At 70.6% G+C, this 26812-nt stretch carries 26 protein-coding genes, 5 pseudogenes and 1 riboswitch; of the genes and pseudogenes, 8 read left to right on the top strand and 23 right to left on the bottom strand.

From position 1 onward, the window contains the following. Window positions 1-246: 246 nt before the first annotated feature. The 3 genes and pseudogenes from AB0I77_RS22880 to AB0I77_RS22870 all read left to right on the top strand — a co-directional run. Window positions 247-461 (top strand): annotated as a pseudogene (locus AB0I77_RS22880) (transposase); the annotation flags it as partial. A 538-nt stretch (window positions 462-999) separates the two neighbouring features. Further along, window positions 1000-1107: pseudogene (locus tag AB0I77_RS22875) on the top strand (transposase); the annotation flags it as partial. 376 nt (window positions 1108-1483) lie between these two features. Beyond that, entirely contained in the window at window positions 1484-2695 is a 1212-nt protein-coding gene (locus tag AB0I77_RS22870; protein ID WP_363284493.1) for a cytochrome P450, read from the top strand. A 62-nt stretch (window positions 2696-2757) separates the two neighbouring features. On the opposite strand, the gene AB0I77_RS22865 is transcribed toward AB0I77_RS22870, so the two are convergent. From AB0I77_RS22865 to AB0I77_RS22805, 13 genes and pseudogenes are all read right to left on the bottom strand, one after another. Further along, the gene (locus AB0I77_RS22865) at window positions 2758-3186 is read right to left on the bottom strand and encodes a GDSL-type esterase/lipase family protein (RefSeq protein ID WP_363284539.1); all 429 of its coding nucleotides are present in this window, start codon (window positions 3184-3186) and stop codon (window positions 2758-2760) included. A 226-nt stretch (window positions 3187-3412) separates the two neighbouring features. Next, window positions 3413-3541, bottom strand: coding sequence for a hypothetical protein (locus AB0I77_RS22860; protein WP_363284540.1), 129 nt, complete (start codon window positions 3539-3541; stop codon window positions 3413-3415). 160 nt (window positions 3542-3701) lie between these two features. Then, window positions 3702-4732: pseudogene (locus AB0I77_RS22855) on the bottom strand (integrase core domain-containing protein). A gap of 102 nt (window positions 4733-4834) precedes the next feature. After that, window positions 4835-4933: pseudogene (locus tag AB0I77_RS22850) on the bottom strand (mismatch-specific DNA-glycosylase); the annotation flags it as partial. Next, the gene (purB, locus tag AB0I77_RS22845) at window positions 4930-6372 is read right to left on the bottom strand and encodes an adenylosuccinate lyase (RefSeq protein ID WP_363284492.1); all 1443 of its coding nucleotides are present in this window, start codon (window positions 6370-6372) and stop codon (window positions 4930-4932) included. The pseudogene AB0I77_RS22850 and the gene purB, both read right to left, overlap by 4 nt. A 159-nt stretch (window positions 6373-6531) precedes the next feature. Further along, the gene (locus AB0I77_RS22840) at window positions 6532-6873 is read right to left on the bottom strand and encodes a DUF4326 domain-containing protein (RefSeq protein WP_363284491.1); all 342 of its coding nucleotides are present in this window, start codon (window positions 6871-6873) and stop codon (window positions 6532-6534) included. Window positions 6874-6879: 6 nt separating this feature from the next. Next, window positions 6880-7671 carry an SGNH/GDSL hydrolase family protein gene (locus AB0I77_RS22835; RefSeq protein ID WP_363284490.1) on the bottom strand — a complete coding sequence of 264 codons (792 nt, stop codon included), beginning with the start codon at window positions 7669-7671 and terminating at the stop codon, window positions 6880-6882. A 64-nt stretch (window positions 7672-7735) separates the two neighbouring features. Then, on the bottom strand, window positions 7736-8758 hold the full coding sequence (locus AB0I77_RS22830) for a hemolysin family protein (protein ID WP_363284489.1): 1023 nt from the start codon (window positions 8756-8758) through the stop codon (window positions 7736-7738). Next, window positions 8755-10113, bottom strand: coding sequence for a hemolysin family protein (locus tag AB0I77_RS22825; RefSeq protein WP_363284488.1), 1359 nt, complete (start codon window positions 10111-10113; stop codon window positions 8755-8757). Before AB0I77_RS22825 ends, AB0I77_RS22830 begins: the two co-directional genes overlap by 4 nt. Before the next feature lie 161 nt (window positions 10114-10274). Continuing rightward, a complete protein-coding gene (locus AB0I77_RS22820) occupies window positions 10275-10700 on the bottom strand; it encodes a GNAT family N-acetyltransferase (RefSeq protein ID WP_363284487.1) in 426 nt (141 codons plus the stop codon). Between the two features lie 56 nt (window positions 10701-10756). Continuing rightward, window positions 10757-11647 (bottom strand): LLM class F420-dependent oxidoreductase, encoded by an 891-nt coding sequence (locus AB0I77_RS22815; RefSeq protein ID WP_363284486.1) that lies wholly within the window; start codon window positions 11645-11647, stop codon window positions 10757-10759. 46 nt (window positions 11648-11693) lie between these two features. Beyond that, window positions 11694-14261 (bottom strand): FtsX-like permease family protein, encoded by a 2568-nt coding sequence (locus AB0I77_RS22810; RefSeq protein ID WP_363284485.1) that lies wholly within the window; start codon window positions 14259-14261, stop codon window positions 11694-11696. Window positions 14262-14272: 11 nt separating this feature from the next. Then, complete coding sequence (locus tag AB0I77_RS22805) at window positions 14273-15118, bottom strand: ABC transporter ATP-binding protein (protein ID WP_363284484.1); 846 nt, start codon at window positions 15116-15118, stop codon at window positions 14273-14275. Between the two features lie 193 nt (window positions 15119-15311). On the opposite strand from AB0I77_RS22805, the gene AB0I77_RS22800 reads away from it, so the two are divergent. After that, window positions 15312-15530 (top strand): antitoxin, encoded by a 219-nt coding sequence (locus AB0I77_RS22800; protein WP_363284483.1) that lies wholly within the window; start codon window positions 15312-15314, stop codon window positions 15528-15530. 4 nt (window positions 15531-15534) lie between these two features. Continuing rightward, window positions 15535-15909, top strand: coding sequence for a fic family toxin-antitoxin system, toxin component (locus AB0I77_RS22795; RefSeq protein WP_363284482.1), 375 nt, complete (start codon window positions 15535-15537; stop codon window positions 15907-15909). On the opposite strand, the gene AB0I77_RS22790 is transcribed toward AB0I77_RS22795, so the two are convergent. From AB0I77_RS22790 to bioB, 4 genes are all read right to left on the bottom strand, one after another. After that, entirely contained in the window at window positions 15910-16599 is a 690-nt protein-coding gene (locus AB0I77_RS22790) for a class I SAM-dependent methyltransferase (protein ID WP_363284481.1), read from the bottom strand. 241 nt (window positions 16600-16840) lie between these two features. Next, window positions 16841-17557 carry a dethiobiotin synthase gene (gene bioD / locus AB0I77_RS22785; RefSeq protein WP_363284480.1) on the bottom strand — a complete coding sequence of 239 codons (717 nt, stop codon included), beginning with the start codon at window positions 17555-17557 and terminating at the stop codon, window positions 16841-16843. A 2-nt stretch (window positions 17558-17559) separates the two neighbouring features. Beyond that, a complete protein-coding gene (locus tag AB0I77_RS22780; RefSeq protein ID WP_363284479.1) occupies window positions 17560-18870 on the bottom strand; it encodes an adenosylmethionine--8-amino-7-oxononanoate transaminase in 1311 nt (436 codons plus the stop codon). Next, window positions 18863-20029, bottom strand: coding sequence for a biotin synthase BioB (gene bioB / locus AB0I77_RS22775; protein ID WP_363284478.1), 1167 nt, complete (start codon window positions 20027-20029; stop codon window positions 18863-18865). Before bioB ends, AB0I77_RS22780 begins: the two co-directional genes overlap by 8 nt. 146 nt (window positions 20030-20175) lie before the next feature. On the opposite strand from bioB, the gene AB0I77_RS22770 reads away from it, so the two are divergent. Next, window positions 20176-21303, top strand: a complete 1128-nt coding sequence (locus tag AB0I77_RS22770; protein ID WP_363284477.1) for an 8-amino-7-oxononanoate synthase — start codon at window positions 20176-20178, stop codon at window positions 21301-21303. A gap of 61 nt (window positions 21304-21364) precedes the next feature. Here the strand turns inward: AB0I77_RS22770 and AB0I77_RS22765 are convergent, their stop codons facing one another. After that, window positions 21365-21613 (bottom strand): DUF397 domain-containing protein, encoded by a 249-nt coding sequence (locus AB0I77_RS22765; protein ID WP_363284476.1) that lies wholly within the window; start codon window positions 21611-21613, stop codon window positions 21365-21367. 13 nt (window positions 21614-21626) lie between these two features. After that, window positions 21627-22487, bottom strand: coding sequence for a helix-turn-helix transcriptional regulator (locus tag AB0I77_RS22760; RefSeq protein WP_363284475.1), 861 nt, complete (start codon window positions 22485-22487; stop codon window positions 21627-21629). 276 nt (window positions 22488-22763) lie between these two features. On the opposite strand from AB0I77_RS22760, the gene AB0I77_RS22755 reads away from it, so the two are divergent. Continuing rightward, on the top strand, window positions 22764-23222 hold the full coding sequence (locus AB0I77_RS22755; protein ID WP_363284474.1) for an ATP-binding protein: 459 nt from the start codon (window positions 22764-22766) through the stop codon (window positions 23220-23222). A gap of 3 nt (window positions 23223-23225) precedes the next feature. Here the strand turns inward: AB0I77_RS22755 and AB0I77_RS22750 are convergent, their stop codons facing one another. Then, a complete protein-coding gene (locus tag AB0I77_RS22750; RefSeq protein WP_363284473.1) occupies window positions 23226-24140 on the bottom strand; it encodes a LysR family transcriptional regulator in 915 nt (304 codons plus the stop codon). A gap of 119 nt (window positions 24141-24259) precedes the next feature. Here AB0I77_RS22750 and AB0I77_RS22745 point away from each other — a divergent pair. Further along, window positions 24260-24879 (top strand): annotated as a pseudogene (locus tag AB0I77_RS22745) (LysE family translocator). On the opposite strand, the gene AB0I77_RS22740 reads toward AB0I77_RS22745, so the two are convergent. The 3 genes from AB0I77_RS22740 to AB0I77_RS22730 form a co-directional block, all read right to left on the bottom strand. Continuing rightward, window positions 24815-25378: a DUF6328 family protein gene (locus tag AB0I77_RS22740; RefSeq protein ID WP_363284472.1), complete on the bottom strand. Its 564-nt coding sequence runs from the start codon at window positions 25376-25378 to the stop codon at window positions 24815-24817. The pseudogene AB0I77_RS22745 and the gene AB0I77_RS22740 overlap by 65 nt on opposite strands. A gap of 94 nt (window positions 25379-25472) precedes the next feature. Then, window positions 25473-25946 carry a C40 family peptidase gene (locus AB0I77_RS22735; protein ID WP_363284471.1) on the bottom strand — a complete coding sequence of 158 codons (474 nt, stop codon included), beginning with the start codon at window positions 25944-25946 and terminating at the stop codon, window positions 25473-25475. Between the two features lie 3 nt (window positions 25947-25949). After that, a riboswitch (cyclic di-AMP (ydaO/yuaA leader) is annotated at window positions 25950-26161 on the bottom strand. A gap of 340 nt (window positions 26162-26501) precedes the next feature. After that, entirely contained in the window at window positions 26502-26810 is a 309-nt protein-coding gene (locus AB0I77_RS22730) for a hypothetical protein (RefSeq protein ID WP_363284470.1), read from the bottom strand. Window positions 26811-26812: the final 2 nt, after the last annotated feature.

The raw sequence follows: 26812 nt of genomic DNA, 5'->3' as shown, positions 1-26812 counted from the left end.
AGCTGATACAGAATTTCGGCCCGGTCGTCGGGGATTTCTTCTTCGGACTCCAGTCCGGGCAGGAGAGAGCGCGCCTGTACCGAACTCGCCCTGGGTGGAAGTTCGCGGGGGTTTACTCCAGGGAGTGAACCTTTTCCAACCTGGTGTGAAGCGCTCCAGGTCTGATGGAGGCTCGATTCCCTGAGAGGATCGAGTCATGGCACGTCCGTCCCCCTACCTGCCGAGCTTCGTGAGCGTGCGGTGCGCATGGTCGCGGAGGTCCGCCCGAACTACCCGACCGAGTGGGCCGCGATGAAGGCGGTCGCCGCCAAGCTGGGCGTCGGTGCGGCGGAGACCGTGCGGACCTGGGTCCGCAAAGCGCAGGTAGACACCGGTCAGCGACCGGTACCACTTCGGAGGAGGCCGCGGAGATCAAGCGGCTGAAGGCCGAGAACGCCGAACTGCGGCGAGCGAACGAGATCTTCGACGACGTGGTTGCCGCTGAAGCGAGGGCTGCCGCTGCACGTTGCGCAGCGGCAGGGCCTTGCGGCGCTCGACTACTTCGGGGCGCCAGCCGTGATCGCGGCTCATGGTGTGGCCGACGATGATATGGCCGCTGTCCGCCGGGGGGTTGTGAAGGTGGCGAACTCGTCGAAGAGTGGGTGCGGGCCTATCGGGATACCCAGCCGCTGGATGAGTTCGGCACGGGCGGCCGGCTCGGCCAACTCCCGGGCGCGCGATCCGCTGACGGTTTCGCTGCCCGTGCGGATGGCGCCAGGGGCGGCACGATCACGTCGCGCTCCGCTCGCGCGGGCCGTAAGCGCGGGGGCGGGCTGCTGACGGCCGGCGGGATGGGGGCGTGGGGGGGCGTGCGTCATCAGGCGCCCAGGAGCGAGTGGTTGGTCGGGTGGACGGGCTCGGTCTAGGTGTTGGACAGGGCGTGGTCGACGAGGGTGAGCAGGACTGCGGCGACACGGTCACGGAACTGCGGCCAGGCCCATTTTCAACGCCGGGCAACACGTCCGCCTGGTCATCGCGGATCATCACAGCGGACTGGTCAAGGCCGTGCGCAAGGTGATGAGGGGCGCCGCCTACCAAAGGTGCCGCGTTCATTTCCTGCGAAACGTTGAACTGTTCGCCCCGGTGGCCCGTTGTGTCTGTGAGGCTCGGGCAGTGACGCCGCTGGTGAGCGAGACTTCAGGCTGAGTCGGCGCCATCTCTGTGTGACCGAGGTTCCCCGCTGTGCGGCAGATACCGGTCAGCGGGCCGACCGAGGACAGGCTGAGGGGTGTCAGGTATGAACAAGGTGCGTCGATGATCGATTCCACCGCCGGTATGCGGAGCGCACGTGACGTAATTGGGCAGGGACCGTGTCGTCCCCGCATCCGCGGCGCAGCGTCGGAGCACCCGTTTCCATGAGGCAGGTTGGGTGACACAAGGCCACTCTTCCGGTGACCAGGCGTAAGAAGTTCAGGAAATTCAGCACGAACCATGAAGGAGTGTCTTGTCCGATTCCATCTCCGGTGGCGCTGCGCTGATCCCGTTCACCGCAACCTCCGGCGACGAGCGACACGAGATATACGCAGAACTCGCCGCGAAAGGGCCCATCCATACGATCACTATGCCGGACGGTCAATCGGCTTGGCTTGTGACCGGTTATGCCGAAGCGAAGGCGCTATTGTCCGATCCGTGCCTGGTCAAGTACGGCTGGCAAGCAATCTCCTTTGCCACAAAACTGTCCGACGATGTGGCGCGGGGGATTTTTACGCACATGCTCAACAGCGATCCGCCGGACCACACTCGGCTGCGCAAGCTGGTGACGTCGGTATTCACCCGGCGCAGGGTTGAGAAGCTGGCCCCCAGGATCCAGCAGATGACCGACGAGCTGATCGCCGCGGTCGAAGGCGAGGACACCGTCGACCTCGTTTCCACGCTGGCCTACCCATTGCCTCTCGGCGTCATCTGCGAACTGATCGGCATACCCGAGGAGGACAGGCGCGATTTCCGCACATGGACGGCTCGAGCGATGTCGCCCGACATGTACAGCTTCGAAGAATTCCAGGAGGCCGCGACCTCTCTGCTCATCTACAGCCGCGACCTGATCGAGAGGAGGCGGCGCGACCCGCAGGACGACTTGCTCTCCGGCCTGATCACGGCCCGTGACGACGGGGAGAGGCTCACCGAAGACGAGCTGATCTCGATGATCTACCTGCTGTTGATCGCCGGCCACGAGACAACGGTGGGTCTGATCGGTAACAGCGTGCGCGGCCTGCTCACTCACCCTGACCAGTTCACCCTGCTCCGCCGGCACCCCGAACTGCTCGAATCGGCGATCGAGGAATTCCTGCGCCATGACTCAGCAGTGCAGGCCACCACGCCGTATTGGACCACGGAACCCGTCGATGTCGGCGGAGTGAGGATCCCAGCGGGCTCGATGCTGCTCATAGCTCTGATGGCGGCCAATCGAGACCTGGAGCGATTTCCTCGGGGCGCAACGCTGGACATCACCCGCGACACTCCCGCACACATCGCCTTCGGACATGGCATCCACCATTGCGTGGGAGCGCCGCTTGCCCGAATTGAGGCCCGTATCGTACTCCGTACGCTGCTCGACCGCTTCCCCGATCTCCGCCTGGCAGAGCCTGCCGAAAGCCTGACCAGGACGCCATCGGTGATCGCAAATGGTCTGACTGCTCTCCGCGTCCATCTACGCTGACCGTTCTGTCGCCCAGTTTCGCGGGCTCGGCGGATCAACACTCAACTCCCCGGTTCAGCAGATCAGATCCCCGCGGGTCCCTGCGAAGGATCCGCACTCAATGGCACATGTACGCGGATGACCAGGCGAGTTGACGCCATAGCCGGGCGACGGCAGGTGGTGGGGCGCGTGGAAGGTGCCTGCAACTGCTTGGCCGCCGCGTTGTACGCCGCCACCCGCGAGCCCAGGTCCGGCGTCGTCGGGATGAGGCCCAGCATGATGACGCCGGTGCCTGGCCGGTCGGCGTAGATGCGGTCGACCAGGCCGGCCAGCCGGGCGGGAGCGTTCGGGACGTCGATGCCCCGGTCGAGATCGTTGAGGCCGATGTGCAGGATCACCACGTCGGGGCGGGCCGCGGACATCCAGCCGTCGATGCCGTCGCGGATCTGGGAGATGACGTATCCGCTGTGGCCCTCGTTGGACTGGTCGGCCAGCGTGCCGGAGTTCCCCAGGTGATCGAGTCGCCCAGGGGCATGACCCGTAACTGAGGGACGGATGTCTGGGCGGAAACCGGTCCTGCCGGCACGAGCGCCAGGAGGACCGCACCGGCGGCGGCGAGGGCTGCGGCGGATGCCCGCCGCTTCAGGCGCCGGGTTCGCGTGCCTCGGTGCACGGGTGAGCGTCTACGGCGAACGGCCATGGAGCTTCTCCTCCGGCGGCGTGGGCGGCTGGTGGGGGTCAGGAGGCGGCGTTCCAGGTGGACCGGGCCCAGGGTGTGCAGACGATGTCGGTGCGGTTGGCGGCCTTGCCGCAGGCGCGCAGGGCGCCGACGCCGTGGTTCGCCCAGTCGTCGACGTTGTGGCTCACCCTCACACGAAGGGCTAGAAGTTGACTGACTCCCACGGAGCGTTTGATGGCGTCGCAGGAAGCCTGCGAGATCGTGAAAAGTCCATACGGGTCTGATGCAGGTTCGGGTGACAGGTCAAGATGTCACCCGATCGTGCGGCAGACCCCTCGTCCGTGCAGGTCAGGCCGCATACTGGTACTCGTGGAGGGTGCCGCCGAGGCGGTCGCGTCGTCGTATGTCGAGGTGGGCGATGGCGTCCGGGTCGGTGATCGGCGGTGGCAGGGGTGCAGCGGGCGGGCGTCTGCGATGCCTTGGTGGGGCCGGTGGGAGTTGTCAGTGCTGTTCGAACTCGCGCAGGGTGGGGAGTAGGTGGCGCTGGTTCCAGACCAGGGTGCGGTGCAGGAGCTCCCGTTGGCAGGTTTGCACCCAGCGTTCCATGAGCGCGTTCATCCGCGGCGTCCGGATCCCGCTGAGTACGGCCTCGATCCCCGCATCCTCAAGGGCGGTGTCGAACTGGGCGGGGTACTTCCCGTCGCGGTCGCGGATCATGAACCGGGACCGGCAGCCGGCATCCTCGAGATCCATGACGAGGTTCCTGGTGGCTTGTGCCACCCAGGAGGCGGTCGGGTGCGCCGTCGACGCCCAGGATGCGGATGTGCCGGCCGGCGTGCCCGATCACCGCGAACGCGTACAGCCGCGCCCCGGACAGGGTGACCGCTTCGAAGAAGTCACACGCCGGCAGGGCATCGGCCTGGGAGCGCAGAAGGTCCGTCCAGGTGCTGGAACCCCGCTCGGGTGCCGGGTCGATCCCCGCCTTCTTCAGGATCTCCCACACCGTGGAGGCGGCCACTTGCACGCCCACAACCAGCAGCTCGCCGTGGATGCGCCGATATCCCCATCCGGGATTCTCCCGCGCCAGACGCGGCACGAGAACGCGGATCGAGCGCACGGTACGCGGCCGACCCGCACGCCCCGGCCGGGAACGGGCCGCATGGCCGCGAGACCAGGTCACGGTGCCAGCGCAGCACAGTGTCCGGGCGCACCAGCAGCCGTGCCCGGCGCAGCGCACCGCGCGGGAGCCGGTGCAGCAGCGCGGCCAGGAACACCGGGTCACTCGGGGCGAACCGCACCCGATCCCGGCCGACCTGGCGTTCCAGCACCGCCGAGATCGGGGGAGTAGAGGGCGTGTATGCGAACGTGACACCGGGAATGGAGTTGCGGATCGCGGAAACGCGCACCGTTTCCCAATTTTTTCCCAGTTGATCTTTCGAATCGTGTTCCTGTGCAGGTCAACGCTGTATTTCTAGATGTCGGTTGAAGCCGCAGAACAGCACCTGGAGACCGTCCGCGACCACGTCCGGCACCAGACGGCCGCGGGCGGCCTCCAGCTCCTCGGCCGTGAAGCGCGTCAGAGGATCGCTCCGGGGGTGTAGCCCGCGGCCTGCGGGTGCCGCTTCACGATCTCCTCGATACGGCCCACGACGGCGGCGACCTGGTCGGCCGCGGCGCCCGTGAAGGACAGCTTGTCGGCCATCAGCGCGTCCAACTGGGCGCGGTCGAGCGGAAGGCGCTCGTCGGCGGCCAGCTTGTCGAGGAGCTCGTTGCGCTCGGCGCCCTGCTCGCGCATCGCGAGCGCGGAGGCGACGGCGTTCTCCTTGATCGCCTCGTGCGCGACCTCACGGCCGACGCCCGCGCGCACCGCGCCCATCAGCACCTTGGTGGTGGCGAGGAACGGCAGGTAGCGGTCCAGCTCTCGGGCGACGACCGCCGGGAAGGCACCGAACTCGTCGAGCACCGTCAGGAACGTCTCCAGCAGACCGTCCAGGGCGAAGAACGCGTCGGGGAGGGCCACCCGGCGCACCACCGAGCAGGACACGTCGCCCTCGTTCCACTGGTCGCCCGCCAGCTCGCCGGTCATCGAGGCGTAGCCGCGCAGGATGACCATCAGGCCGTTGACGCGCTCGCAGGAGCGGGTGTTCATCTTGTGCGGCATCGCCGAGGAGCCGACCTGGCCCGGCTTGAAGCCCTCGGTCACCAGCTCGTGCCCGGCCATCAGCCGGATCGTCTTGGCCAGCGAGGAGGGGGCCGCCGCCAGCTGCACCAGCGCCGTGACGACCTCGTAGTCCAGCGAGCGCGGGTAGACCTGGCCGACGGAGGTGAAGGCCTCCGAGAAGCCGAGGTGCCCGGCGATCCGCTGCTCCAGCTCCGCGAGCTTGGCCGCGTCCCCGCCGAGCAGGTCCAGCATGTCCTGGGCCGTACCGACCGGGCCCTTGATGCCCCGCAGCGGGTAGCGGCCGAGCAACTCCTCCACCCGGCCGTACGCCACGAACAGCTCGTCGGCCGCCGTCGCGAAACGCTTCCCGAGCGTGGTGGCCTGCGCGGCCACGTTGTGGGAGCGGCCGGCCATGACCAGCTCGCCGTACTCACCGGCCAGCTTGCCGAGGCGGGCGAGGACGGCCACCGTACGGTCGCGCATCAGCTCCAGCGAGAGCCGGATCTGCAACTGCTCGACGTTCTCCGTCAGGTCACGGGAGGTCATGCCCTTGTGGACCTGCTCGTGCCCGGCGAGGTCGTTGAACTCCTCGATCCGCGCCTTCACGTCGTGCCGCGTGACCTTCTCGCGCTCGGCGATCGAGGCCAGGTCGACCTGGTCGAGAACCCGCTCGTAGTCGGCGAGGGCGGCGTCGGGCACCTCGATCCCGAGGTCCTTCTGCGCCCGCAGCACGGCGAGCCAGAGCCGACGCTCCAGCTTCACCTTCTGCTCGGGCGACCAGAGCGTGGCGAGCTCGGTGGAGGCGTAGCGTCCGGCGAGGACGTTCGGGATGCGGGGCTTGGCGGGAGCGGAAGTCACGTGTACGGATTCTACTGGCGATTCCCGCAGGCCAGCGTCGCGGGTGTCTTCGTCGGAACCTACGAGAGACGCGCGAGACCTACGAGAGACTCACGGCGAGACCTACGAGAGACGCAACGGCGAGACCTACGACAGACGCACGAGGCCCGAACCGGAGACCTACGCGAGCGTCTCCGCGAGCTCCGCCAGCACCTCCGCGTGGCACTGCTCCGGCGCGCACCAGCAGGCCAGCGCCTTCCCGCGCAGCTCGGGCACCAGGGCCAGCAGATCCGGCCGCTCCAGCAGATACGCCCGGTACTTCGCCATGACCTCCGCCCGCGTCCCGTCCCGCTTCCGCGTCGGGGTGTCGTAGGCGAACGGGTTGTACAAGGGGTGCCGGGGCAGGTCCCAGCCGCCCATCGTCCAGCGGCGGCCGACGTAGACGACGTCCTGAGGGGCGCGCTCCAGCCGGGGGCCGTACTCGTGGATCCGGCCCCTGACGTTGATCACGCGCGTGGTCATGACCGGTTACGCCTTGGGCTCCTCATGCGGCGCGTACGGCATCAGCTCCGGCCGCTTCGCCAACAGCCCGTCGCCCGAGGAGCGGCCCGTCAGCCGGCGGCCGATCCAGGGCAGCAGGTGCTGCCGCGCGAAACGGACGTCCGCGACCCGCCGCGTGGCCCAGCCCGGCGGCAGCGTGGCGGGCATCGGGATGCGCCAGTCGGTGTCCTCGGGCGGATAGCCGAGGCCCTGCCACACCGCCTCGGCGACCCGGCGGTGCCCCTCGGCCGTCAGATGCAGCCGGTCCACGTCCCACAGGCGCGGGTCGCCGAGCGAGGGCGCCCCGTACAGGTCGACGACCAGCGCGCCGTGCTTCTCGGCGAGCTCGTCGATGCAGGCGAAGAGCTCCTCCATGCGCGGCCGGAAGCGCTCCAGGACCGGGCCCCGGCGCCCCGGACTGCGCATCAGCAGCAGCTGCTCGCAGGACGGGGCGAGCCGCTCCACGGCCTCCGTCAGCAGACCGCGCACGCGCCCCATGTCGCACTTGGGACGGAGCGTGTCGTTGAGCCCGCCCACCAGGGTGATGACATCGGGCCGCATGGCAGCCGCCACGTCGACCTGCTCGGTGACGATCTGCCGGATCAGCTTGCCGCGCACCGCGAGGTTCGCGTACCGGAAGCCGGGGGAGCGGGCGGCCATCCGCCCGGCGAGCAGGTCGGCCCAGCCCCGGTAGGTGCCGTCCGGGAGCAGGTCCGACATGCCCTCGGTGAAGGAGTCGCCGACCGCGACGAGGCTGGTGTGCGTGGGGTTCGTCTGCATGGCGGAAGAAATGCTATCCCGTGCACATACCCTGCGGTCGGTCGGCGTCGGTCGGCCCGTGTGCTCACGCCCGCTGCCCGAACAGCTCCCGCAGCACGTCCTCCATGGTCACCAGGCCGGTCAGCCGCCCGTCCGCGCCCTGCACGGCCGCCAGATGCGTACGGCTGCCCCGCATCGCCGTGAGGACGTCGTCCAGCGGTGTGCTCTCCCTGACCCGCGCGATGGGCCGCATGTCCTTGAGCAGGAACGGCAGGTCCCGCGGGGTCTTGTCCAGCGCGTCCTTGACGTGCAGGTAGCCGATGATGTGGCGCCCCTCGTCCACCACCGGGAAGCGGGAGTAGCCGGACTCGGCCGACAGCGCCTCCAGCTGCTCGGGCGTGACCCCCAGGACGACAAGGGCGACGCGGTCCAGCGGGAGCACCACGTCCCGCACGGGCCGGCGGCCCAGCTCCAGCGCGTCGTGCAGCCGCTCCAGCGCACGGTCGTCGATCAGGCCCGCCTCGCCGGAGTCCCGCACGATCCGGGCCAGCTCGGCGTCCGAGAAGGTGGCCGTGACCTCGTCCCTGGTCTCCACCCGCAGCAGCTTCAGCAGGGCGTTCGCGAAGGCGTTGATCGTGAAGATCACCGGGCGCAGCGCCCGGGCCAGGGCGACCAGCGGCGGGCCGAGCAGCAGCGCGCTGCGCACCGGCTCGGCGAGCGCGATGTTCTTCGGCACCATCTCGCCGAGCAGCATGTGCAGATACGTCGCCAGGGCCAGCGCGATCACGAAGGACACCACGTGCCCGGCACCGCTGGACACGCCCATCGCGTGGAACACCGGCTCCAGCAGATGCGCGATCGCCGGTTCCGCGACGACACCCAGCACCAGCGTGCACAGCGTGATGCCGAGCTGCGCGGCCGCCATCAGCGCGGACACGTGCTCCAGACCCCACAGCACGCTCTTCGCGCGCCGCTCGCCCTCGGCCCCGGTATCGACGTACTGCTCGATCTGGCTGCGGCGCACGGAGATCAGCGCGAACTCGGCGCCCACGAAGAAGGCGTTGACGACGAGGGTCGCCAGACCGATCAGCAACTGGACAGTGGTCACCGGCCGTCCCCCTTCTTCTCGTCCTTCTTCTCGTCATCCGGCTTCTGGCCGTCGAGCGGCGCGTGCAGCAGCAGCCGCGCGGCCCTGCGGCCCGACGCGTCCACCACGTCCAGCCGCCAGCCCGCGACCTCGACCCGGTCACCGGTTGCGGGTATCCGGCCGAGCTCCGCCGCGACGAGCCCGGCCAGCGTCTCGTACGGCCCTTCGGGCGCCCTGAGGCCGACGCGTGCGAGCTGGTCGGTGCGGGCGGAGCCGTCCGCGGAGTACAGGGCGCGGCCGTCGTCGTCGCTGCCCGCCGTGGCCAGGTCGGGTGTCTCGTGCGGGTCGTGCTCGTCCCGCACCTCGCCGACGACCTCCTCGACGATGTCCTCCAGCGTGGCCACGCCCGCCGTACCGCCGTACTCGTCGATGACGACGGCCATCGTGCGCTTGCCGGAGAGCCGGTCGAGGAGCCGGTCGACGGTGAGCGACTCCGGGACCAGGAGCGGCTCGCGCATCAGCTCGGAGACGGGGACGCGGGGGCGGAGCTCGGCGGGCACCGCGAGGACGTCCTTGATGTGGGCGGTGCCCACGACGGAGTCGAGGTTGCCGCGGTAGACCGGGAACCGGGACAGGCCGGTCGCCCGGGTCGCGTTCGCCACGTCCTCGCAGGTGGCCTGGGCGTCGAGGGCGATGACCTGGACGCGCGGCGTCATCACGTTCTCCGCGGACAGGTCGGCGAGGTTCAGGGTCCGGACGAACAGCTCGGCGGTGTCCGCCTCCAGGGCGCCCTCCAGGGCGGAGTGCCGAGCCAGCGCCGCCAGCTCCTGCGGGCCGCGCGCGGAGGCCAGCTCCTCGGCGGGCTCCAGTCCGAAGCGGCGCACCACGCGGTTCGCGGTGTTGTTGAGGTGCGAGATGAAGGGGCGGAAAGCGGCGCTGAACCAGCGCTGCCCGTTGCCCACCCGCTTCGCCACGGCCAGCGGCGAGGAGATCGCCCAGTTCTTGGGCACCAGCTCGCCGACGACCATCAGGAAGACCGTCGACAACGCCGTGCCGAGCACCAGCGCGAGCGAGGACGCGGTGGAGCGCGAGATGCCGAGCGACTCCAGCGGGCCCGCGATCAGCGCGGCGATCGAGGGTTCGGCGAGCATGCCGACCACCAGATTGGTGACGGTGATGCCGAGTTGCGCACCGGAGAGCTGGAAGGTCAGGTTCCGTACGGCCTTCAAGGCGCCGGCCGCGCCCCGCTCGCCGCGCTCCACGGCCCGCTCCAGTTCGCCGCGCTCGACGGTGGTCAGGGAGAACTCCGCGGCGACGAAGGCACCACAGGCGAGCGAGAGCAGGATCGCCACCAGCAGCAGGAGCACTTCGGTCATCGGTTCACCCCCATTCCATGGTCGGACACGGTAGGGATGATCGCGCGATGTCGCGTACTGGGAGGCTCGCCCATGGGCGGACGCTCACACCTTTCATGGAGGTCAGAGTGACCCTCCAAGAGTAAAGGATGGGCAAAGCGGTGAGATCGGTGGGTGATCCCCTAGTCGGTGAGGGGCTTCACCCAGCGCCGCCAGTGCTCCTCGGGCGCGTATCCCGCCGCCCGCCACGCGTGCTGCGCCGTCTCGTTGCGCCGCAGCACCATCGCGTCCCCGCGCCGCCCGCCCAGCGCCACGAACCTCTCCTCGGCCGCCGTGAGCAGGGCCGAGCCGACCCCCAGCCGGCGCCGGTCCGGGTGCACCGCGAGCCGGTACAGATGGCAGCGCCATCCGTCGAAGCCCGCGATCACCGTGCCGACCAGTGTGCCGTCGAGCTCCGCCAGGATCAGCGCCTCGGGGTCGCGGGCCACCAGCCGCTCCACGCCGCTCGGGTCGTCACTGATGCTCGTGCCCTCGGCGGCCACCTTCCAGAAGGCCAGCACGTCATCGAGGTCGTCGGGCGTCGCGGCCCGTATCCGCAGGTCGGTCATACGGCGATCCCATCACGCCCGCCGGACCGGGACGCGGAATTCCAGCATCCGGACGGCTACCGGCCCCGCAATGCCGCGACCACCGGCGCGAACGCCTCCATGTACGGCTCCAGGACGGTCAGATACGAGAACCCGTACCGCTCGCGCTGAGCCAGCAGCTGGGCGACGATCTGCTCCAGGGTGCCGACCAGCACGATCGGCAGGTCCAGGACTTCCTCCAGGGTCAGGTCCGGCATGCGCTCCATGAGGGGCCGGACGGCGGCCTCGCGGTCCTCGGTGACGACCACCATCTGGAGGAGCAGGTTCACTTCGGCGGGCTCCTCGCGGCCCTCGGCCAGCTCCCGGTACCGGGCCACGCGCTCGTCGAGTTCCTCGGCCGTCAACGCCGCCAGCTGTCCCGTCGTGCTCCCCGGTACCGACCGCGCGCCGGTGAACGCCGCGATGTCGGCGTGTTCGGCGGTGAGCTTCAGCATCCGGTCGCCGTTGCCGCCGACCATCAGCGGGACGCGGGGCTTCTGCACCGGCCGCGGCTGGTGTTCCTCGGAAGTGAGCAGGCGGTCCAACTCCTCGATGGTGCGCTGGAGATGGTCCACCCGCTCGCCCGGCGAACCGTACGGCAGCCCGGCCGAGTCGTGCTCCGCCTGTACGTACCCGGTGCCCAGGCCCAGCTCCAGGCGCCCGCCGGTGAGCGCGTCCGTGGTGGCGACCTCACGGGCCAGCAACGCCGGGTTCCAGAACCCGGCGTTGAGCACGAACGTGCCCAGCCGGGGCCGCTCGGTCGCCTCGGCCGCCGCGACCAGCGCCGGGAAGGGCGCGACCATGCCGAGGTGATCGGGGACCAGGATCACGTCGTAGCCGAGTTCTTCGGCCCGCCGGCACTTGGCGCGCCACTCGTCGGCGGGCGCTGGGACGATCATGCTGGCACCGAAGCGGAACGGACGCGACACGAACTCTCCTCCACAGCAAGCGACTTGAGTGTCCGCCCCGATTCCATCACTCGTGCGCGATGGCCGCCAGTACATTCATGCGGGAGGCACGCAACGCGGGCAGCAGCGCCGCCACGATGCCCACCACCGCCGAGCCGACCACGACGGCGACGATCGTGGTCCAGGGGATCGCGAGCGCGTTCATGCCCTGGAGTGCCAGCACCTGTTGGGTGCACACCCCCCACACCAGCCCCAGCGCGAGCCCCAGCACCGCGCCGAACACCGCGATCACCACCGACTCCAGGCGGATCATCCGGCGCAGCTGACGCCGGGCGAGCCCGATGGCCCGGAGCAGCCCGATCTCCCGGGTGCGCTCCACGACCGACAGCGCGAGGGTGTTGACCACGCCGAGCACCGCGATGACGATCGCCAGCCCGAGCAGCGCGTACACGAGGTAGAGCAGCACGGCGATCTGGTCGTGGACCAGCTCCTTGTAGTCGGCCTGGTCGCGTACCTGCACCTGTGGATACGGGTCGAGTGTCCGCTCCAGGTCGGCGCGCAGGTCGTCGGCGCTCGTGCCGGAGGCGGCGTTCACATACAGCGCGGAATCCTGTCCGCCCGGCGCGAACTTCTCGAGCGTGGCCAGGCCGAAGTACAGGCCGCCCTGCGATCCGAAGCCCTCGGCGGCGTCCTGGTCGGTGAGGGCGCCGACGGTCAGCTCGGTGGTGCGTCCCCCCTGGAACTCGACCGGGATCGCGCTGCCGACCCGTACGCCGTGGTCCCGCGCGAAGTCCAGGTCCATGGCCAGGCTGCCGCCCGCGAGCGCCGCCGCCGTGTCCCCCCGCGCGTACGTGATGTTGGCGGCCTCGTCGAGCTGCGGGTCGTAGCCCACGGCGGTCGTCTCGACGCGGTCGCCGTCCGGCAGCCGTACGGCGACCGGGGTGAACCGCGACCGTACGACGAGCCCCGCGCCCGGCGTGTCCCGCACCTTGTCCGTGACCTCCTGCGGGAACGGCTGGAAGTTGCCGTTCTGGATCACGAAGTCGGCGCCCAGCGTCTCGTCGATCTGCCGGTCGAAGGACTCGGTCATCGAGGCGCTCGCCACCGACATCCCGCCGACCAGGGCCAGACCCACCATCAGCGCGGCCGCGGTGGCGCCGGTGCGGCGGGGATTGCGCAGGGCGTTGCGCTGGCTCATCCGGCCGACCGAGCCGAACAGCGCGGGGAAGGCCCCGCCGAGCACCCGGATCACCGGCCGCACCAGCAGCGGGCCCGCGATCACGGTGGCCTGCAGCGTCAGCACGATGCCGAGGCTCAGCAGGGAGGCCGCCGAACCGGTCTCCGAGGAGACCACGCACCCCACGAGCGCGGCCGCGCCGAGCGCTCCGACGACACCGCCCACGATCGCGCGCGTCCTGAGCGGCCGCCCGATTCCGGCGATCTCGGCGTCCGCGAGGGCCGCCATCGGCGAGACGCCCGCCGCGCGCCGCGCCGGGAGGTAGGCCGCGACGAAGGTGACGCCGACGCCGACGACGTATGCCGCCACCGGCGTCGCCCAGCCGATGACCATCTCGCCGGCCCTGATGTTCATGCCGAACGCGTTCATCAGCTCGATGAGCCCGGCGGCCAGCCCGATGCCGGTGGCCAGGCCCAGCGTGGAGCCGACCAGGCCGAGCAGCAGCGCCTCGGTGAGAACCGAGCGGCGCACCTGGCGCCGGTCTGCGCCGAGCGCGCGCAGCAGGCCCAGCTCACGGGTGCGCTGGGCGATCAGCATCGAGAAGGTGTTGACGATGAGGAACACGCCCACCAGCACAGCGATCCCGGCGAAGCCGAGCATCACGTACTTGATGATGTCGAGGAATCCGCCCAGTTGCTCGACGTCCGACTCGGCCTGCTCGTCGGCGGTCCGGTACTCGTAGGTCCCGGTGCCGAGCGCGGCGGCCACGCGCTGCTTGAGCTGCGGGTCGCCCACGCCCTCCTCGGCGTCGACCGAGATGCTGGTCGCCGACCGCGCGTCACCCAGCAGCTTCTCCTGTGCGGTCGCGGGGTCGAGGAAGACCAGTGCGGCACCGGGGTTGGTGGTGGTGAAGGTGGCGATGCCGACGACCTCGACCTTGAACGAGCCCGGCGGCGCGATCACGGTGAGGGTGTCCCCGAGGCGTACGTCCTTGTTGTCGGCGGTCTCCGAGTCGAGCAGCGCCTCGCTCGGGCCGCGCGGGGCGTGGCCGGAGGTGAGTTCGACGGGGCTGCGCTCGTCCGGGTTCCAGTCGGTGCCGATCGTGGGGGCGCCGGTGGTCGGGCCCACGGACTCGTTCCGGTCGTCGACGACGGTGATGTTCTCGACCTCGGCGTCCGGGCGCGCGGCGGCGACCCCGTCGACCTGGGCCACCCGGTCCGCGAGTGCGGCCGGCAGGGTGGCCGTCATGCCCGACGGCACCGCCTCGTCGAGGTCCTCCTTCGGGCTGACGGTGATATCCGGCGCGGTCGAGGCGAAGAGCCGGTCGAAGGTCCGGCTGAGCGTGTCGGAGAAGATCAGGCTGCCCGAGACGAACGCCACGGACAGCACGACGGCCAGCGCGGACAGCAGCAGCCGTCCCTTGTGCGCGAGGAAGCTGCGGAGCGTCGCCTTCAGCACGGCCTCGGTCCTCAGCCCTCGTCGCGGGTGACGTCGTCGGAGGGGATCGCACCGGGCGCGGGGCCCCCGCCGTCGAACGGGGCGTGGGTCACGTCGAACCGCTTCATGCGCTCGAGGACCGCCTCCGCCGTGGGTCGCTCCATCTCGTCGACGATTCGCCCGTCCCCGAGGAAGAGCACCAGGTCGGAGTGGGCGGCGGCGCCCGGGTCGTGGGTGACCATGACGACGGTCTGCCCGAGCCCGTCGACGGCCTCGCGCAGGAAGCCGAGAACCTCGAGACCCGCGCGCGAGTCGAGATTTCCGGTCGGCTCGTCCGCGAAGATCAGCTCGGGGCGGGAGGCGAGCGCGCGGGCGCAGGCGACCCGCTGCTGCTGGCCGCCGGAGAGCTGGGACGGCCGGTGCCCCAGCCGGTCCCGCAGCCCGAGCGTGTCGATGACCTGGGCCAGCCACTTCTCGTCGGGCTTCTTGCCCGCGATGTCCATGGGCAGGGTGATGTTCTCGGCCGCGTTCAGGGTCGGGATGAGGTTGAACGACTGGAACATGAACCCGATCCGGTCCCGGCGCAGCTGGGTCAGCTCGCGGTCCTTCAGACCCGTGATCTCGGTGTCGCCGAGCCACACCTGTCCGGCCGAGACGGTGTCGAGCCCCGCCAGACAGTGCATCATCGTGGACTTACCGGAGCCCGACGGCCCCATGACCGCGGTGAACCGGCCGCGCACGATGTCCACGTCCACCGAATCCAGGGCCAGCACCGTCGTCTCGCCCGAGCCATAGGCCTTGGTCAGACCGCGCGCGCGGGCGGCGATCCCGTCGGCGGATGCCTGGCCGGGCACATGCTCCGCAACTGGTGTGGACAACAGGGCCTCCTCGCTCGTGGACGTAAGGATTTCTTATCGCGAGGGTAATGTGATCCATCCCACAGCCGGTATCCCTCTGGGGTGTCGGCCGGTCTCCACCCCAGGTCGGGTCCCTGATACCCGTGTAAGGGGCATGCTCCATCCTGGGGAGGACCTCTTGCCTGTGCTAGCAATTCGGCGCTAGCTTTGAGGTATGGCGAAGACCCAGCTGAACGTACGCGTGGACGAGGACACCGCCCGCGCGGCCCGCGAACGCGCCCTGGCCCGCGGCATGAGCGTCAACCGCTACATCGAGGAGCTGGTCAGACAGGACACCGGCGAGGTGGGCCACACCTTCGTGGATGCCGCCGCCGACTTCATGAAGCAGTACGAGAAGGCATTCGCCGAGGAGGTCGGCGAAGGTCGCCGCTGATCCGTTGAGCAATCTGAGAATCGAACTCTCCTGGCTCCTGATGCTCGCCGAGCAGAGGATCCCGGGAGACCCGCAGGTCACCGACTGGGGCGCTCTGGTCGCCGCCGTCGCACGCCACCAGGCCGAAATACTCGACGTCCCCGTCTACGACAGCCCGCACGACCGTGCTGCCGCACTGCTCCAACTCCTCATCCACATCCCCGCGTTGGAGCGTTCCAACGCCCTGTTCGCCTCGGCTGTCGCCTATGCCTACCTGGTCGCCAGCGGACTCAAGGTCGCCACCTCGCCCGAGCAGGTCCGCGAACTGGCGCGGCTGGTCAAGAACGGCGACGCCTCGGTGCACGACATCGCGCAGGAGCTGCGCCAGTGGAGCGTGTGATCACCGCTCCTCGGGTGCGGGGCGCCAGGCGGTGCCGAGCACGCAGTACGAGGTGGGCAGCTTCGGGCCGTTCTCCGGCATCAGCATCCGCCGGTAGGGGCCGAGTTCGAAGCCGGCCTCGCGCAGTGCGCCGATCGGGTCCCGGGACACGTGGCAGCCGCCGCTCAGTGGCGGCCAGACCGTGCGGTCCAGCACGCGCTGGGTGAAGGTCATCGCCCGGCCGCCACCCCTGCCGTGCTCGAAGAACCGCACCTCGCCGCCGGGCCGCAGCACCCGCCGCACCTCCCCGAGGGCACGCGCCACGTCCCGCACACTGCACAGCACCAGCGAGACCACCGCCGCGTCGAAGCCCTCGCTCTTGACCGGCAGCGCCTCCGCCGCACCCGGCACCACGTCGACGGGCACCCCGGAACGCAGGGCCGCCTCCAGGGCCAACTGCCGCAGCACGCGCTCCGGTTCGATCGCCACGACCTCCGCGACCGTGCGCGGGTAGTGCGCGAAGTTCAGGCCGTTGCCCGCGCCGATCTCGATCACCCGCCCGGACAGCCCGGCGAGCAGCTTCTCGCGGACCCCGGCCATGCCCATCCTGGTCTCGGCGCGCACGCTGACCCGGGCGTAGCACCGGGCGAACAGCGGGTGGTGGACGGGATCCCGGGACACCTTGCCGGAGCCGGCGGACCGTAGCGCCATGGCAACCTCCCTGACCGGACGGGCCTCACCACGATTGTCCCCCAGGATGGGTCGGTCGCACCCCCCGCGCCCTCGGCTGAATGCGCGGCGGTTCTACGGCGCTTCCCGCGCCCCGAATGCCTCCGCGTCCCAGGTCCCGTTCAGCTGTGGTGCCAGCGATCCGGGCGCCGCGGTGTGGACGTTGGTGGGGCGAGTGGTGGTCCGGTGGGCGGGGCCCTGAGGTCCGGTGTGTGCGGTCGGTTTACGGTGTCTCCTGCGCCCCGAATGCCTCCGCGTCCCAGGTCCCGTTCAGCTGTGGCGCCAGCCAACCCGGCGCCGCCGCGCGGAAGTCGGCGGGGGCGAGGGCCCCGGCGCCGGCGGGCAGGGCACCGAGTAGTGGTGCCCCGGCCACGACCGGAAGATCCGCCACGTTGCAGCACGCGGCGAGATCCGGCGCGTCCGGCCAGCTGCCGATCACGACTCCGGCCAAGTCGAGCCCGCGACGGCGGAGTTCACGTGCCGTCAGCTCCGTCGTGTTCAGTGTGCCCAGGCCCGCCGACGTCACCACCAGCACCGGTGCCGCCAGCAGTTCGGCCGCGTCCGCCAGCGTCCCGCCCGCCGCGTCGAACCGGACGAGCAGCCCGCCCGCCCCCTCGACCAGCACCAGATCGTGCTCGGTGGCCAGCTTGGCGGCGGCCTCGGCGATCTCCTCCGGACGCACCGGCGCCCGGCCGGAGCGCCGCGCCGCCGTCGCGGGCGCCAACGGCTCGGGATACCGGGCGAGTTCGGCCGCCGTCACGGCACCCGCGAGCCGCGCGACCTCGTCGGCGTCACCGGGCTCGTCCGGCCGCAGGCCCGTCTGCGCGGCCTTGAGCACGGCCACCGACCGGCCGGCCGTGAGCGCCGCGCAGGCGACGGCGGCGGTCGTGACCGTCTTGCCGATCTCCGTGCCCGTGCCCGTGATCACCAGCACCGGCATGTTCATCCCTCCCGAGCCGCCGCGCACACCGCACGCGCGATCCGTGCCACGTCCGCGTCGCCGGTGACGTACGGCGGCATCGTGTAGACGAGGTCGCGGAACGGCCGAAGCCACACGCCCTCCCGTACGGCCGCCTCCGTGGCGGCCTTCATGTCCACGGCATGGTCGAGCTGCACGACCCCGATGGCACCGAGGACCCGTACGTCCCGCACGCCCGGCACCTCGACAGCCTGAGCCAGTCCCTCCCGCAGCCCCGCTTCGATCCGCTTGACCTCCGCGCGCCAGTCCTGGCCGAGCAGCAACTCGATCGAGGCGCAGGCGACGGAGGCCGCCAGGGGGTTGCCCATGAAGGTGGGGCCGTGGGCCAGCACCGGGACCTCGCCCCGCGAGATGCCGTCGGCCACGCGCGCGGTGCACAGCGTCGCCGCCAACGTCATATAGCCGCCGGTCAGCGCCTTGCCCACGCACATCACGTCCGGTGTCACGGCCGCGTGCTCCGCCGCGAACAGCGCGCCCGTGCGCCCGAAGCCCGTGGCGATCTCGTCGAACACCAACAGCACGTCGTGCGCGTCGCACGCCTCCCGCAGCACCCGCAGATACGCCGGGGAGTGGAACCGCATCCCGCCCGCGCCCTGCACCACCGGCTCGACGATCACCGCGGCCAGTTCGTCGGCGTGCCGCTCGATCGCCGTGCGCAGCTGATCGGCGTACGACTCCTCGAACTCGACCGGAGGGGCGTCCACGAACACCTGGCGCGGCAGTACCCCGGTCCACAGCTCGTGCATCCCGCCCTCGGGGTCGCACACCGACATCGGCTGCCAGGTGTCGCCGTGGTAACCGCCGCGCCAGGTCAGCAGGCGTTGTTTCGATGGCCGGCCGAGCGAACGCCAGTACTGGAGGCACATCTTGACCGCGACCTCGACCGACACCGACCCGGAGTCGGCGAGGAAGACATGCTCCAGGCCGTCGGGCGACATGTCGACAAGGAGCTTCGCGAGCCGTACGGCGGGCTCGTGCGTGAGCCCGCCGAACATCACGTGGCTCATCCGCCCGAGCTGCTCGCGCGCGGCCTCGTTGAGCACCGGGTGGTTGTAGCCGTGAATGGCCGACCACCAGGACGACATGCCGTCGACCAGTTCCTCCGAACCCGAACCCGACGCCAAGCCCGAGCCCGAGCCGTCCGCCAACCGCAGGCGCACCCCGCTCGCCGACTCCACGACGAGCGGTTCCCGGCGCCCCGGCATGGGACCGTACGGATGCCAGACATGCCGCCGGTCGAGTTCCAGCAACTCGGGCACGGTCAGGTCAGGCATTGGGCGCGAGGTCCGTTCCGGCGCCTCGACGGCGTACGGCGACGAGGTCGGTGCGGGGTGCCCCGACAGATACCGCGGAAGCGGAAGCCGGAGCGGAACCGCAGACGCCGCCGCCCTCACATCCGCCCTCGCCCTCGCCCTCGCATTTGCCGGAGACCCGGTGCTCCGGCAGCGTCACCTGGTCCGTGCCCTCCACCTCGAACCCGGCGTCCGCGATCATGTCGAGGTCGGCCTTGCCGGCCTGGCCCTCCGTCGTGAGGTAGTCGCCCAGGAAGATCGAGTTGGCCAGGTGCAGGGCAAGGGGCTGCATCGAGCGCAGATGGACTTCCCGGCCGCCCGCGATCCGCACCTCGACGTCCGGGCAGACGAACCGCACCATCGCCAGGATCCGCAGGCACCGCTGCGGGGTGAGGTTCCACTCCTTGGCGAGCGGGGTGCCCTCGACCGGGATCAGGAAGTTGACCGGAACCGAGTCGGGGTCCAGCTCGCGCAGCGAGAACACGACGTCGACGAGGTCCTCGTCGCTCTCGCCCATGCCCGCGATCAGCCCGGAGCAGGCGGACAGACCGGCCGCGTGCGCCTTGTGCACGGTGTCCACCCGATCGGCGTACGTGTGCGTGGTCGTGATGTCGGCGTACGTCGACTCGGAGGTGTTGAGGTTGTGGTTGTACGCGTCCGCGCCCGCCTCGCGCAGCCGCTCGGCCTGGCCGTCGGAGAGCAGACCGAGACAGGCGCACACCTCGACGCCCTCGTTCTGCTCCTTGATCGTCTTGATGGTGTCGGACACCCGGTCCACGTCCCGGTCGGTCGGGCCGCGCCCGCTGGCCACCAGACACACCCGTTTGGCGCCTCCCGCCAATCCGGCCGCCGCGGCCTTCGAGGCGTCGTCGGGCTTGAGCCAGGTGTACTTGAGGATCCCGGCCTGGGAACCGAGCCGCTGGGAGCAGTACGAGCAGTCCTCCGGGCACAGGCCCGACTTGAGGTTGACGAGGTAGTTGAGTTTCACCCGCCGGCCGAACCAGTGCCGCCGTACCTTGCCGGCCGCGGCCACCACATCGAGCAGGTCGTCGTCGGAAGTGGCGAGGACGGCCAGCGCCTCCTCGCGGGTCGGCGAAGCGCGCCGAAGCCCCTTGTCCACGAGCGTGTTCAGCAGGTCCATGAGAGCCGATCCTGTCCTACGGAGCCGTCCGGGGCCAAGGAGACTTCACACAACCAATGGGCTCCGACATGTGGGTATCGCCACACAGCGGGTGCCTGGTCGCCCCGCTACTGTCTGTGCACTGCCTACAAAAACCGGGAGGACCGATGGCGTTCGGCTGGATCGACGAGGAGGCGGAAACCCGCCGTCGCGCCGGACTCGAACGGACGCTGCGTCCCCGCCCGGCCGACTCGCCGCTCCTGGACCTGGCGAGCAACGACTACCTCGGGCTGGCCCGCCATCCCGAGGTCGCCGAGGGCGCGGCGCGCGCCGCGCGGACCTGGGGCGGCGGCGCGACCGGGTCCCGGCTCGTCACCGGCACCACCGAACTCCATGCCGAACTGGAAGGCGGGCTCGCCGACTTCTGCGGCTTCGAGGCGGCCCTGGTGTTCTCCTCCGGTTACGCCGCCAACCTCGCCGCGGTCACCGCGCTCGCCCCGCACGGCACGCTGATCGTCTCCGACGCGGGCAACCACGCCTCGCTGATCGACGGCTGCCGGCTGGCCCGCGGCACCACACAGGTCGTCGCTCACGCCGACCCGGACGGCGTGAGCAAAACACTCCGGACCCACGAAGGCCCCGCCCTCCTCGTGTCCGACACGGTCTTCTCGGTCGACGGCGACGCGGCCCCGCTGGCCGTGCTCGCCGGTGTGTGCCGGGAGCGCGGCGCGGGAGTGCTGGTCGACGACGCACACGGCCTCGGCGTCCTCGGCGACGGCGGCCGGGGCGCCCCGCACGCGGCGGGAATCGCGGGCGCCGAGGACGTCGTCGCGACGGTCACGCTGTCCAAGTCGCTCGGCAGCCAGGGCGGAGCCGTCCTCGGCCCCGCCCGGGTGATCGACCACCTGGTCAACACGGCCCGCACGTTCATCTTCGACACGGGCCTCGCCCCCGCGGCCACCGGCGCGGCCCTGGCCGCCCTGCGACTGCTGCGTCGCGAGCCGGAGCGGGCGGCGCGGGCACGCGCGGTGGCGACCGGACTGCACGCACGCCTGACCGCCGCGGGTCTGGAGGCGGTACGTCCGGACGCCGCGGTCGTCTCCGTGCGCGCGCCGTCCCCGGAGGGCGCCCTGCGCTGGGCGGCCGGCTGCCGTGCGGCCGGGCTGGCCGTGGGCTGCTTCCGTCCTCCTTCCGTCCCCGACGGCATCTCACGGCTGAGGCTGACCGCCCGCGCGGACCTCTCCGAGGGGCAGATCGAACGCGCTGTACGAGTGATCGGCGAGACGCGACCATGAGTCGGCGTGACACGGCCGTGCGTCGCGCGACGGGTGAACTGGGCAGATGTCGTGCAACCGGTCAGATGTGGTTCAACCGGTCGGATTGTTGCACCGCGGTCGTGAAGCCCGCCCAGCTTTCGGGGGAGAAGAGCAGCGCGGGTCCGGCCGGGTCCTTGGAGTCGCGCACGGCGAGCAGTCCGGCCCAGGGACCGGAGTGCGGCCGAGCCGTCTCGACGCAGTTGTTCGCTCCGGTGCTGTAGCGGCTGCGCAGCCACCGCACACCGTGCAGATCGGTGCTGGAAGGTACGTGCCGAGGCAGTGCAGACATGGGGGGTGCCTCCTTACACGCCGCCACCTGTCGCGGCGATGTAGTCCAACGAGTCCTCGGGCGAAAGGGCGTGGAACTGAAGGGTGTTGAAGGCCTCGGTGTAGGCCTGGAGGTCTTCTTTCCGTTCTAGATAGAGGCTACTCGTCAAGTGGTCGAGAACGACCACATCCAGATCAGATGTGCTCGAAAATGAGAAGACAACGAAAGGCCCGGTGATGCCGATGTGCGCCCCGGCCGTGAACGGCAGGACCTGCAACCGCACTTGGGGCAGCCGCGCCGCCTCGACGAGCCGGGCCAGCTGTCGGGCCATGATCTCGGGGCCGCCGACCTCGCGCCGCAGCACGGCCTCGTCCAGGACGGCGCTCAGCTCCAGCGGCGGATGCGTGCGCAGCACGTCCTGCCTGGCCAGCCGCACCTCGACCAGTGCGTCCAGCCGCTCGTCATCCAGCCCGTCGACCGCCGCCTTCGTCACCGCCCGGGCGTACTCGGGGGTCTGCAACAGCCCGGGCACCACCGAGGTCTCCAGTGTGCGCATCGTGCTCGCCTGCGACTCCAGGCTGATGAAGTCGCGGTAGGTCGGCGGCAGCACCCCGCGGTAGGCGTGCCACCAGTGGTGCCGGCCACCGCCCTCATCCGGTCCCGCCAACACCAGCAGTAACTCCCGTAGTTGGGAGTCCCGCACACTGTAGGCGTCGAGGAGTAACCGCACATCGGCCGGTTTCACCCCGCTGGCGCCGGTCTCGATCCGGCTCACCTTCGACTGGTGCCAGCCCACCATCTGGGCCGCCTCACCGCTCGTGAACCCCGCACCGGTGCGCAACGCACGCAGTTCGGCGCCCAGCTTCCGGCGGCGCACCGCGGGACCGTGCTGCATGGGCCACTCCTTACTCCCATCGGGACTCCGAACCGGAACTTCGAAACGAGACCCGAACCGAGCCCCCGAAACTAGCCCCCCAAGGACCCCGCAAATACGGTCTGTCGTCGCAGAGTTCACCGCTTCGAGCGACAGATATATGCACATCTTGGTGGATCGCCACCCGTGACCCGCGCGGTAATGGCAGTCTGGCGACGAAGCACCAGTCCGGGACCGTACTCGAACCAGCCGCTCCGTGTCGGACTGCGGTCCCGTTGGGAAAGGGACGACGTCGCCATGGCAGACCATCTGGAAGCATCCGTCACTCTGCCGAGCGATCCCGCCTCGGTCTCCGCAGCCCGCACCTACGTCCTCGGCACCCTGGCGGAATGGGGTCTGCCGGCGGACACGGAGGTGGCCGAGACCATCCGGCTGATCGTCTCCGAACTCACCACCAACGCCGTACAGCACACGTTCGGGCAGTCACCGACCTTCACGGTGGGCATCGAGCTCGACCGTGACGAACACCTGCGCATCGGTGTCACCGACAGCCACCCCCGGTTCCCGAAACGCCTGCCCGCCGCCGTCCAGCAGGACAACGGCCGGGGCATGGTGATCATCCGCTGGCTCACCGCCGAGTGCGGCGGCAAACTGAGAGTCAGGCCCACCCGTGAGGGCGGCAAGACGGTCTCCATCGAACTGCCGTGGACCGTACCGGCCGAGCCGGTCACGGCGGCGGGACAGCAGGAGCCGTAGAACTCAGCCGTGGTGCGCGCGTTCGAACGCACCGCGCAACAGCGCCCGGAAGGCGTCCGCGGCGGGCGCCGCCTCATCGGTCCGGCGGACGACCGAAATCGTACGGCGCAGCTCTCCCGCCTCCAGCGGACGCGTCCCCACCGGAGTGGCCGCCGTCCGCGCCACCATCTCCGGTACGACCCCGACCCCGAGCCCCGCACTGACCAGCGCGCACACCAGGGCGTACCCCGGAGTCGCCACCAGCACCGACGGCGTGGCCCCGGCCCGGGCCAGCACCGCCTCCACACCCTGCCGGGCCGGATGGTCCGGCGCCATGCTGATCAGCGGCTGACCCGCGAGTTCCGCCAGGGGAAGCCGGGCTGAGCCACTGCTGAGGGCGTGCCCGGGAGCGGTCACCAGGACCAGCTCCTCGACCAGGACCGGCTCCGCACCGACGGCGGAGGGAAGCGGGAACGGTTCCGCGGGCTCGCAGGTGTGCGTCAGCGCCAGGTCGATCTCACCGGCCGCCACTGCCGCGATACCGGCCGGCGGTTCGTAGTCCGCCACGGACAGCTCCACATCCGGGTGTGCCCGGCGGAACGCGCTGAGCACCGGCGGCAGCAGATGGATCCCGGCGGTCGGGAAGGTGCCGAGCCGGAGCCGGCCCCCGGACAGCCCGGCCAGCCGCGCCAGTTCGTGCCGAGCCCGGTCCAACTCGTCGAGCACCCGGCGGGCCCGTGCCACCAGCACCTCGCCCGCATCCGTCAGCCGTGCCCCGCGATGGTGCCGGACGAGCAGCGCGGTGCCCGCCTCCCGTTCCAGCTTGGCCAGTTGCTGGGAGAGGGCGGGCGTCGTGTACCCCAGGCGCTCGGCGGCCCGGGTGATCGACCCGGCCTCGGAGACCGCCACGAGAGCGGCGAGCCGGATCGGGTCGTACACGGCGCTCTCCTCTTGCCTGAACCGGCATGCCTGAAGCGGTGCTGCCTAAACCGATGCTTAAGGATTCCTCAGGCTAATCGAAATACCTGTTGAAGGCTCCCGCCCGGCAGGCTGGGCGCATGGACGGACAGCTCCTCGCCTTCACCGGTGTCGCCGCGGGCATGATTGCCATGCCGGGCGCCGACTTCACCGTGGTCGTACGCAATGCCCTGATCTCCCGCCGGGCCGGCATCGCCTGCGCGCTCGGGATCACGGGCGGGCTGCTCCTGCACACCGCGCTGGCGGTGGCGGGGGTCGCCGCGGTGCTGACCGCCGTACCGGCGTTGTTCCGTACGCTGCGACTGCTGGGCGGCGCCTACGTGCTGTACCTGGGGGTGCGCACGCTGCGGGCACTGCGGTGGCCACGTTCGGAGTTGCCCGTCGGGGCGGTGTCCGCCGCCCGTCCGCTGCGCCAGGGCTTCGTCACCAACGCGCTCAACCCCAAGGCGCCCATCACCTTCCTCAGCCTGCTGCCGCAGTTCGTGCCGGCCGGCCCCCCGCGCTGCCGAGGACGCTGGTGCTCGCGCTGATCGTGGTCGTCCTCGCCCTGGTGTGGTTCCCGGCCGTGGCCCTGCTGGTCGACCGGCTCGGCCGGTGGCTGCGCGGGCCGCGTGCCTCCCGGGTGGTCGAGGGTGTCACCGGCGGCGCGCTGACAGTTCTCGGTGCGGTGCTCCTCCTCGAGCCGGTGTGGGCGGCCTGACCGTCCGGTGCTCCCCGGCCTGTCCGGCCCGCCGCACCAGCCGGGGGAGCAGCCCCCACAGGCCGAGGCACACGAGCAGGGTCGCCGCGGCGGCGGCCACCCCGCCGGCCCGGCCGGTCGTCACGTCCACCACGAGCAGCACCGAGCCGGTGAACGCCAGCACCAGGACCCCCATGCCGACGGCGGCGAGCCGTGAGGAGACCTGCACGATGCGGGGCTTGGCACCCCGCTGGAAGAGGGAGCGGTGCAGCGCGGCCGGCGCCGTGAAGAGTGCCGCCGCGAGGACCGCGAGCAGGAGCGTGACCACGTAGGTGGCGCGCTGGACCGTGTCGAGGGACGGGAAGCGCGGGGTGAAGGCCAGCGTCAGCAGGAAGGCGAACAGGATCTGCACCCCGGTCTGGGTGACGCGCAGTTCCTGGAGCAGCTCGCCGAAGTTGCGGTCGGCCCGCTCGAGCGGCGTCTCGTTGCGCGCGGTGCAGGGGCGGTGGTGGTCGGGCATACGGGAGCGAGTAACCACCTGGGCCCATGTCATGCTCCGGGGCCCCGCGGGGAGCGACGGCGTGTCAGGTCGCCGCCGCCCCGCGGGAGGTCGGTCAGCTGACCCGGCCGTACCAGACGCTCTTCGTCCAGATCTTCTGCAGCCTGACCACGTCCCCGGTCTTCGGGGCGTGCCAGATCTTTCCCTTCCCGGCGTAGATGCCGACGTGGTACACGGACGAGCCCGAGTGGAAGAACACCAGGTCTCCGGCCTTGCGGCTCTTGACGGAGATGTGGCGCGTCTTGTTGTACTGCTGGGCCGCGGTACGGGGCAGCTTCTTGCCCGCCTTCTTGAACGAGTACAGCGTGAGCCCCGAGCAGTCGAACCGGCGCGGTCCGGTGGCGCCGTACTTGTACGGCGAGCCCTTCTTCGAGGCCGCGACTTGAAGTGCCTTCGTCGCCGTCGTGGCGGCCGCGGCGTCCGATGCGACACCCGGGACCACGACGGAGCCGCCCACTGCGGCGATGGTGAGGGCCGAGGCGGTAGAGGCCCGGACCATGAGCGACGGGACACGATTGAGCGCGGTCATGCGCAACCCTTCGTCAGCCGCCTGTGAAGGATGACCTGTCGGATTCGGGCTGGCGAAGTTGCCCGGCCGCGGCTGCGGCTTCACCCCAAGGGATGCTCGGCCCGGTCATGGCGTGACCGTTCCGGCGACCCGTCGTGCCTGGGTCCTCCACTCCTGCCGATCCACTCCTGTCGACCGGGTATCCGGGCGGCGGCAGGACTCGGCGTCCGCCCGGACCGCCCCGCCGCTGCGGCGGGGGCTTGTCGTCAGACAGGGATCCTCACTCACGGATGTCCGAATATCCCAACGGAACCCGGGGTTTGTGTTGTTCCTCACCACTCACCCGTTCGGGTGGACACCCCCGTGTTCGAAGGGGTGTCGAGAGCCCCGAGGACGCCCGGACCAGCACCGGAGTACCTCATTGCGCCCTCGGGCCACGCGTGTTGTGCAACTTGGACGGGCCCGTGAAGAGAGCCACGTCTACGCCGAACAGGGGTACGCCGTTCGGTTCGTTTCAACTCCGGTCCGGACGCTCCGTCAGCAGGGCGATTCGTCCGGACCGGGTGGCGGGTCCCGTCAACTGTCGGAGAGCGGCGGCACCGTGACGCGAGCCGTGCGGCGCTCCCCGTCCAGCACACGCAGCGCGCGCGCCAGCGTGTCGGCGTGCAGCTCGGTCTCGCCCCGACGGTGCATCAGCGCCAGCGCTTCCCGCAGCTGCGTCGCCTTGGCGACCAGCGCCTGTGCGGCGCGCAGGCCGCCGTATGTGTCTCCGTGCCGGCCCGGGTTGATACGGCCGAGCAGGTCGACCACGTCGAGGTAACGGTCGATCACCTCGCCCTCGGCGCGCGTCAGGGCGGGCAGGGGCGGCAGTTCGGGTGGGAGCACCG

This window comes from Streptomyces sp. NPDC050619, assembly GCF_040654815.1.
Taxonomy (GTDB): domain Bacteria; phylum Actinomycetota; class Actinomycetes; order Streptomycetales; family Streptomycetaceae; genus Streptomyces.
This window is presented reverse-complemented; position numbering and strand designations above follow the sequence as displayed.

Bases quoted from the DNA above. Each gene is read 5' to 3' on its own strand.
- AB0I77_RS22840 (WP_363284491.1), bottom strand. From the start codon at position 6,873: ATGACCACGCGCGTGATCAACGTCAGGGGCCGGATCCACGAGTACGGC.
- AB0I77_RS22835 (WP_363284490.1), bottom strand. From the start codon at position 7,671: ATGCAGACGAACCCCACGCACACCAGCCTCGTCGCGGTCGGCGACTCC.
- AB0I77_RS22825 (WP_363284488.1), bottom strand. From the start codon at position 10,113: ATGACCGAAGTGCTCCTGCTGCTGGTGGCGATCCTGCTCTCGCTCGCC.
- AB0I77_RS22820 (WP_363284487.1), bottom strand. From the start codon at position 10,700: ATGACCGACCTGCGGATACGGGCCGCGACGCCCGACGACCTCGATGAC.
- AB0I77_RS22800 (WP_363284483.1), top strand. From the start codon at position 15,312: ATGGCGAAGACCCAGCTGAACGTACGCGTGGACGAGGACACCGCCCGC.
- AB0I77_RS22790 (WP_363284481.1), bottom strand. From the start codon at position 16,599: ATGGCGCTACGGTCCGCCGGCTCCGGCAAGGTGTCCCGGGATCCCGTC.
- bioD (WP_363284480.1), bottom strand. From the start codon at position 17,557: ATGCCGGTGCTGGTGATCACGGGCACGGGCACGGAGATCGGCAAGACG.
- AB0I77_RS22780 (WP_363284479.1), bottom strand. From the start codon at position 18,870: ATGCCTGACCTGACCGTGCCCGAGTTGCTGGAACTCGACCGGCGGCAT.
- bioB (WP_363284478.1), bottom strand. From the start codon at position 20,029: ATGGACCTGCTGAACACGCTCGTGGACAAGGGGCTTCGGCGCGCTTCG.
- AB0I77_RS22770 (WP_363284477.1), top strand. From the start codon at position 20,176: ATGGCGTTCGGCTGGATCGACGAGGAGGCGGAAACCCGCCGTCGCGCC.
- AB0I77_RS22765 (WP_363284476.1), bottom strand. From the start codon at position 21,613: ATGTCTGCACTGCCTCGGCACGTACCTTCCAGCACCGATCTGCACGGT.
- AB0I77_RS22760 (WP_363284475.1), bottom strand. From the start codon at position 22,487: ATGCAGCACGGTCCCGCGGTGCGCCGCCGGAAGCTGGGCGCCGAACTG.
- AB0I77_RS22755 (WP_363284474.1), top strand. From the start codon at position 22,764: ATGGCAGACCATCTGGAAGCATCCGTCACTCTGCCGAGCGATCCCGCC.
- AB0I77_RS22740 (WP_363284472.1), bottom strand. From the start codon at position 25,378: ATGCCCGACCACCACCGCCCCTGCACCGCGCGCAACGAGACGCCGCTC.
- AB0I77_RS22735 (WP_363284471.1), bottom strand. From the start codon at position 25,946: ATGACCGCGCTCAATCGTGTCCCGTCGCTCATGGTCCGGGCCTCTACC.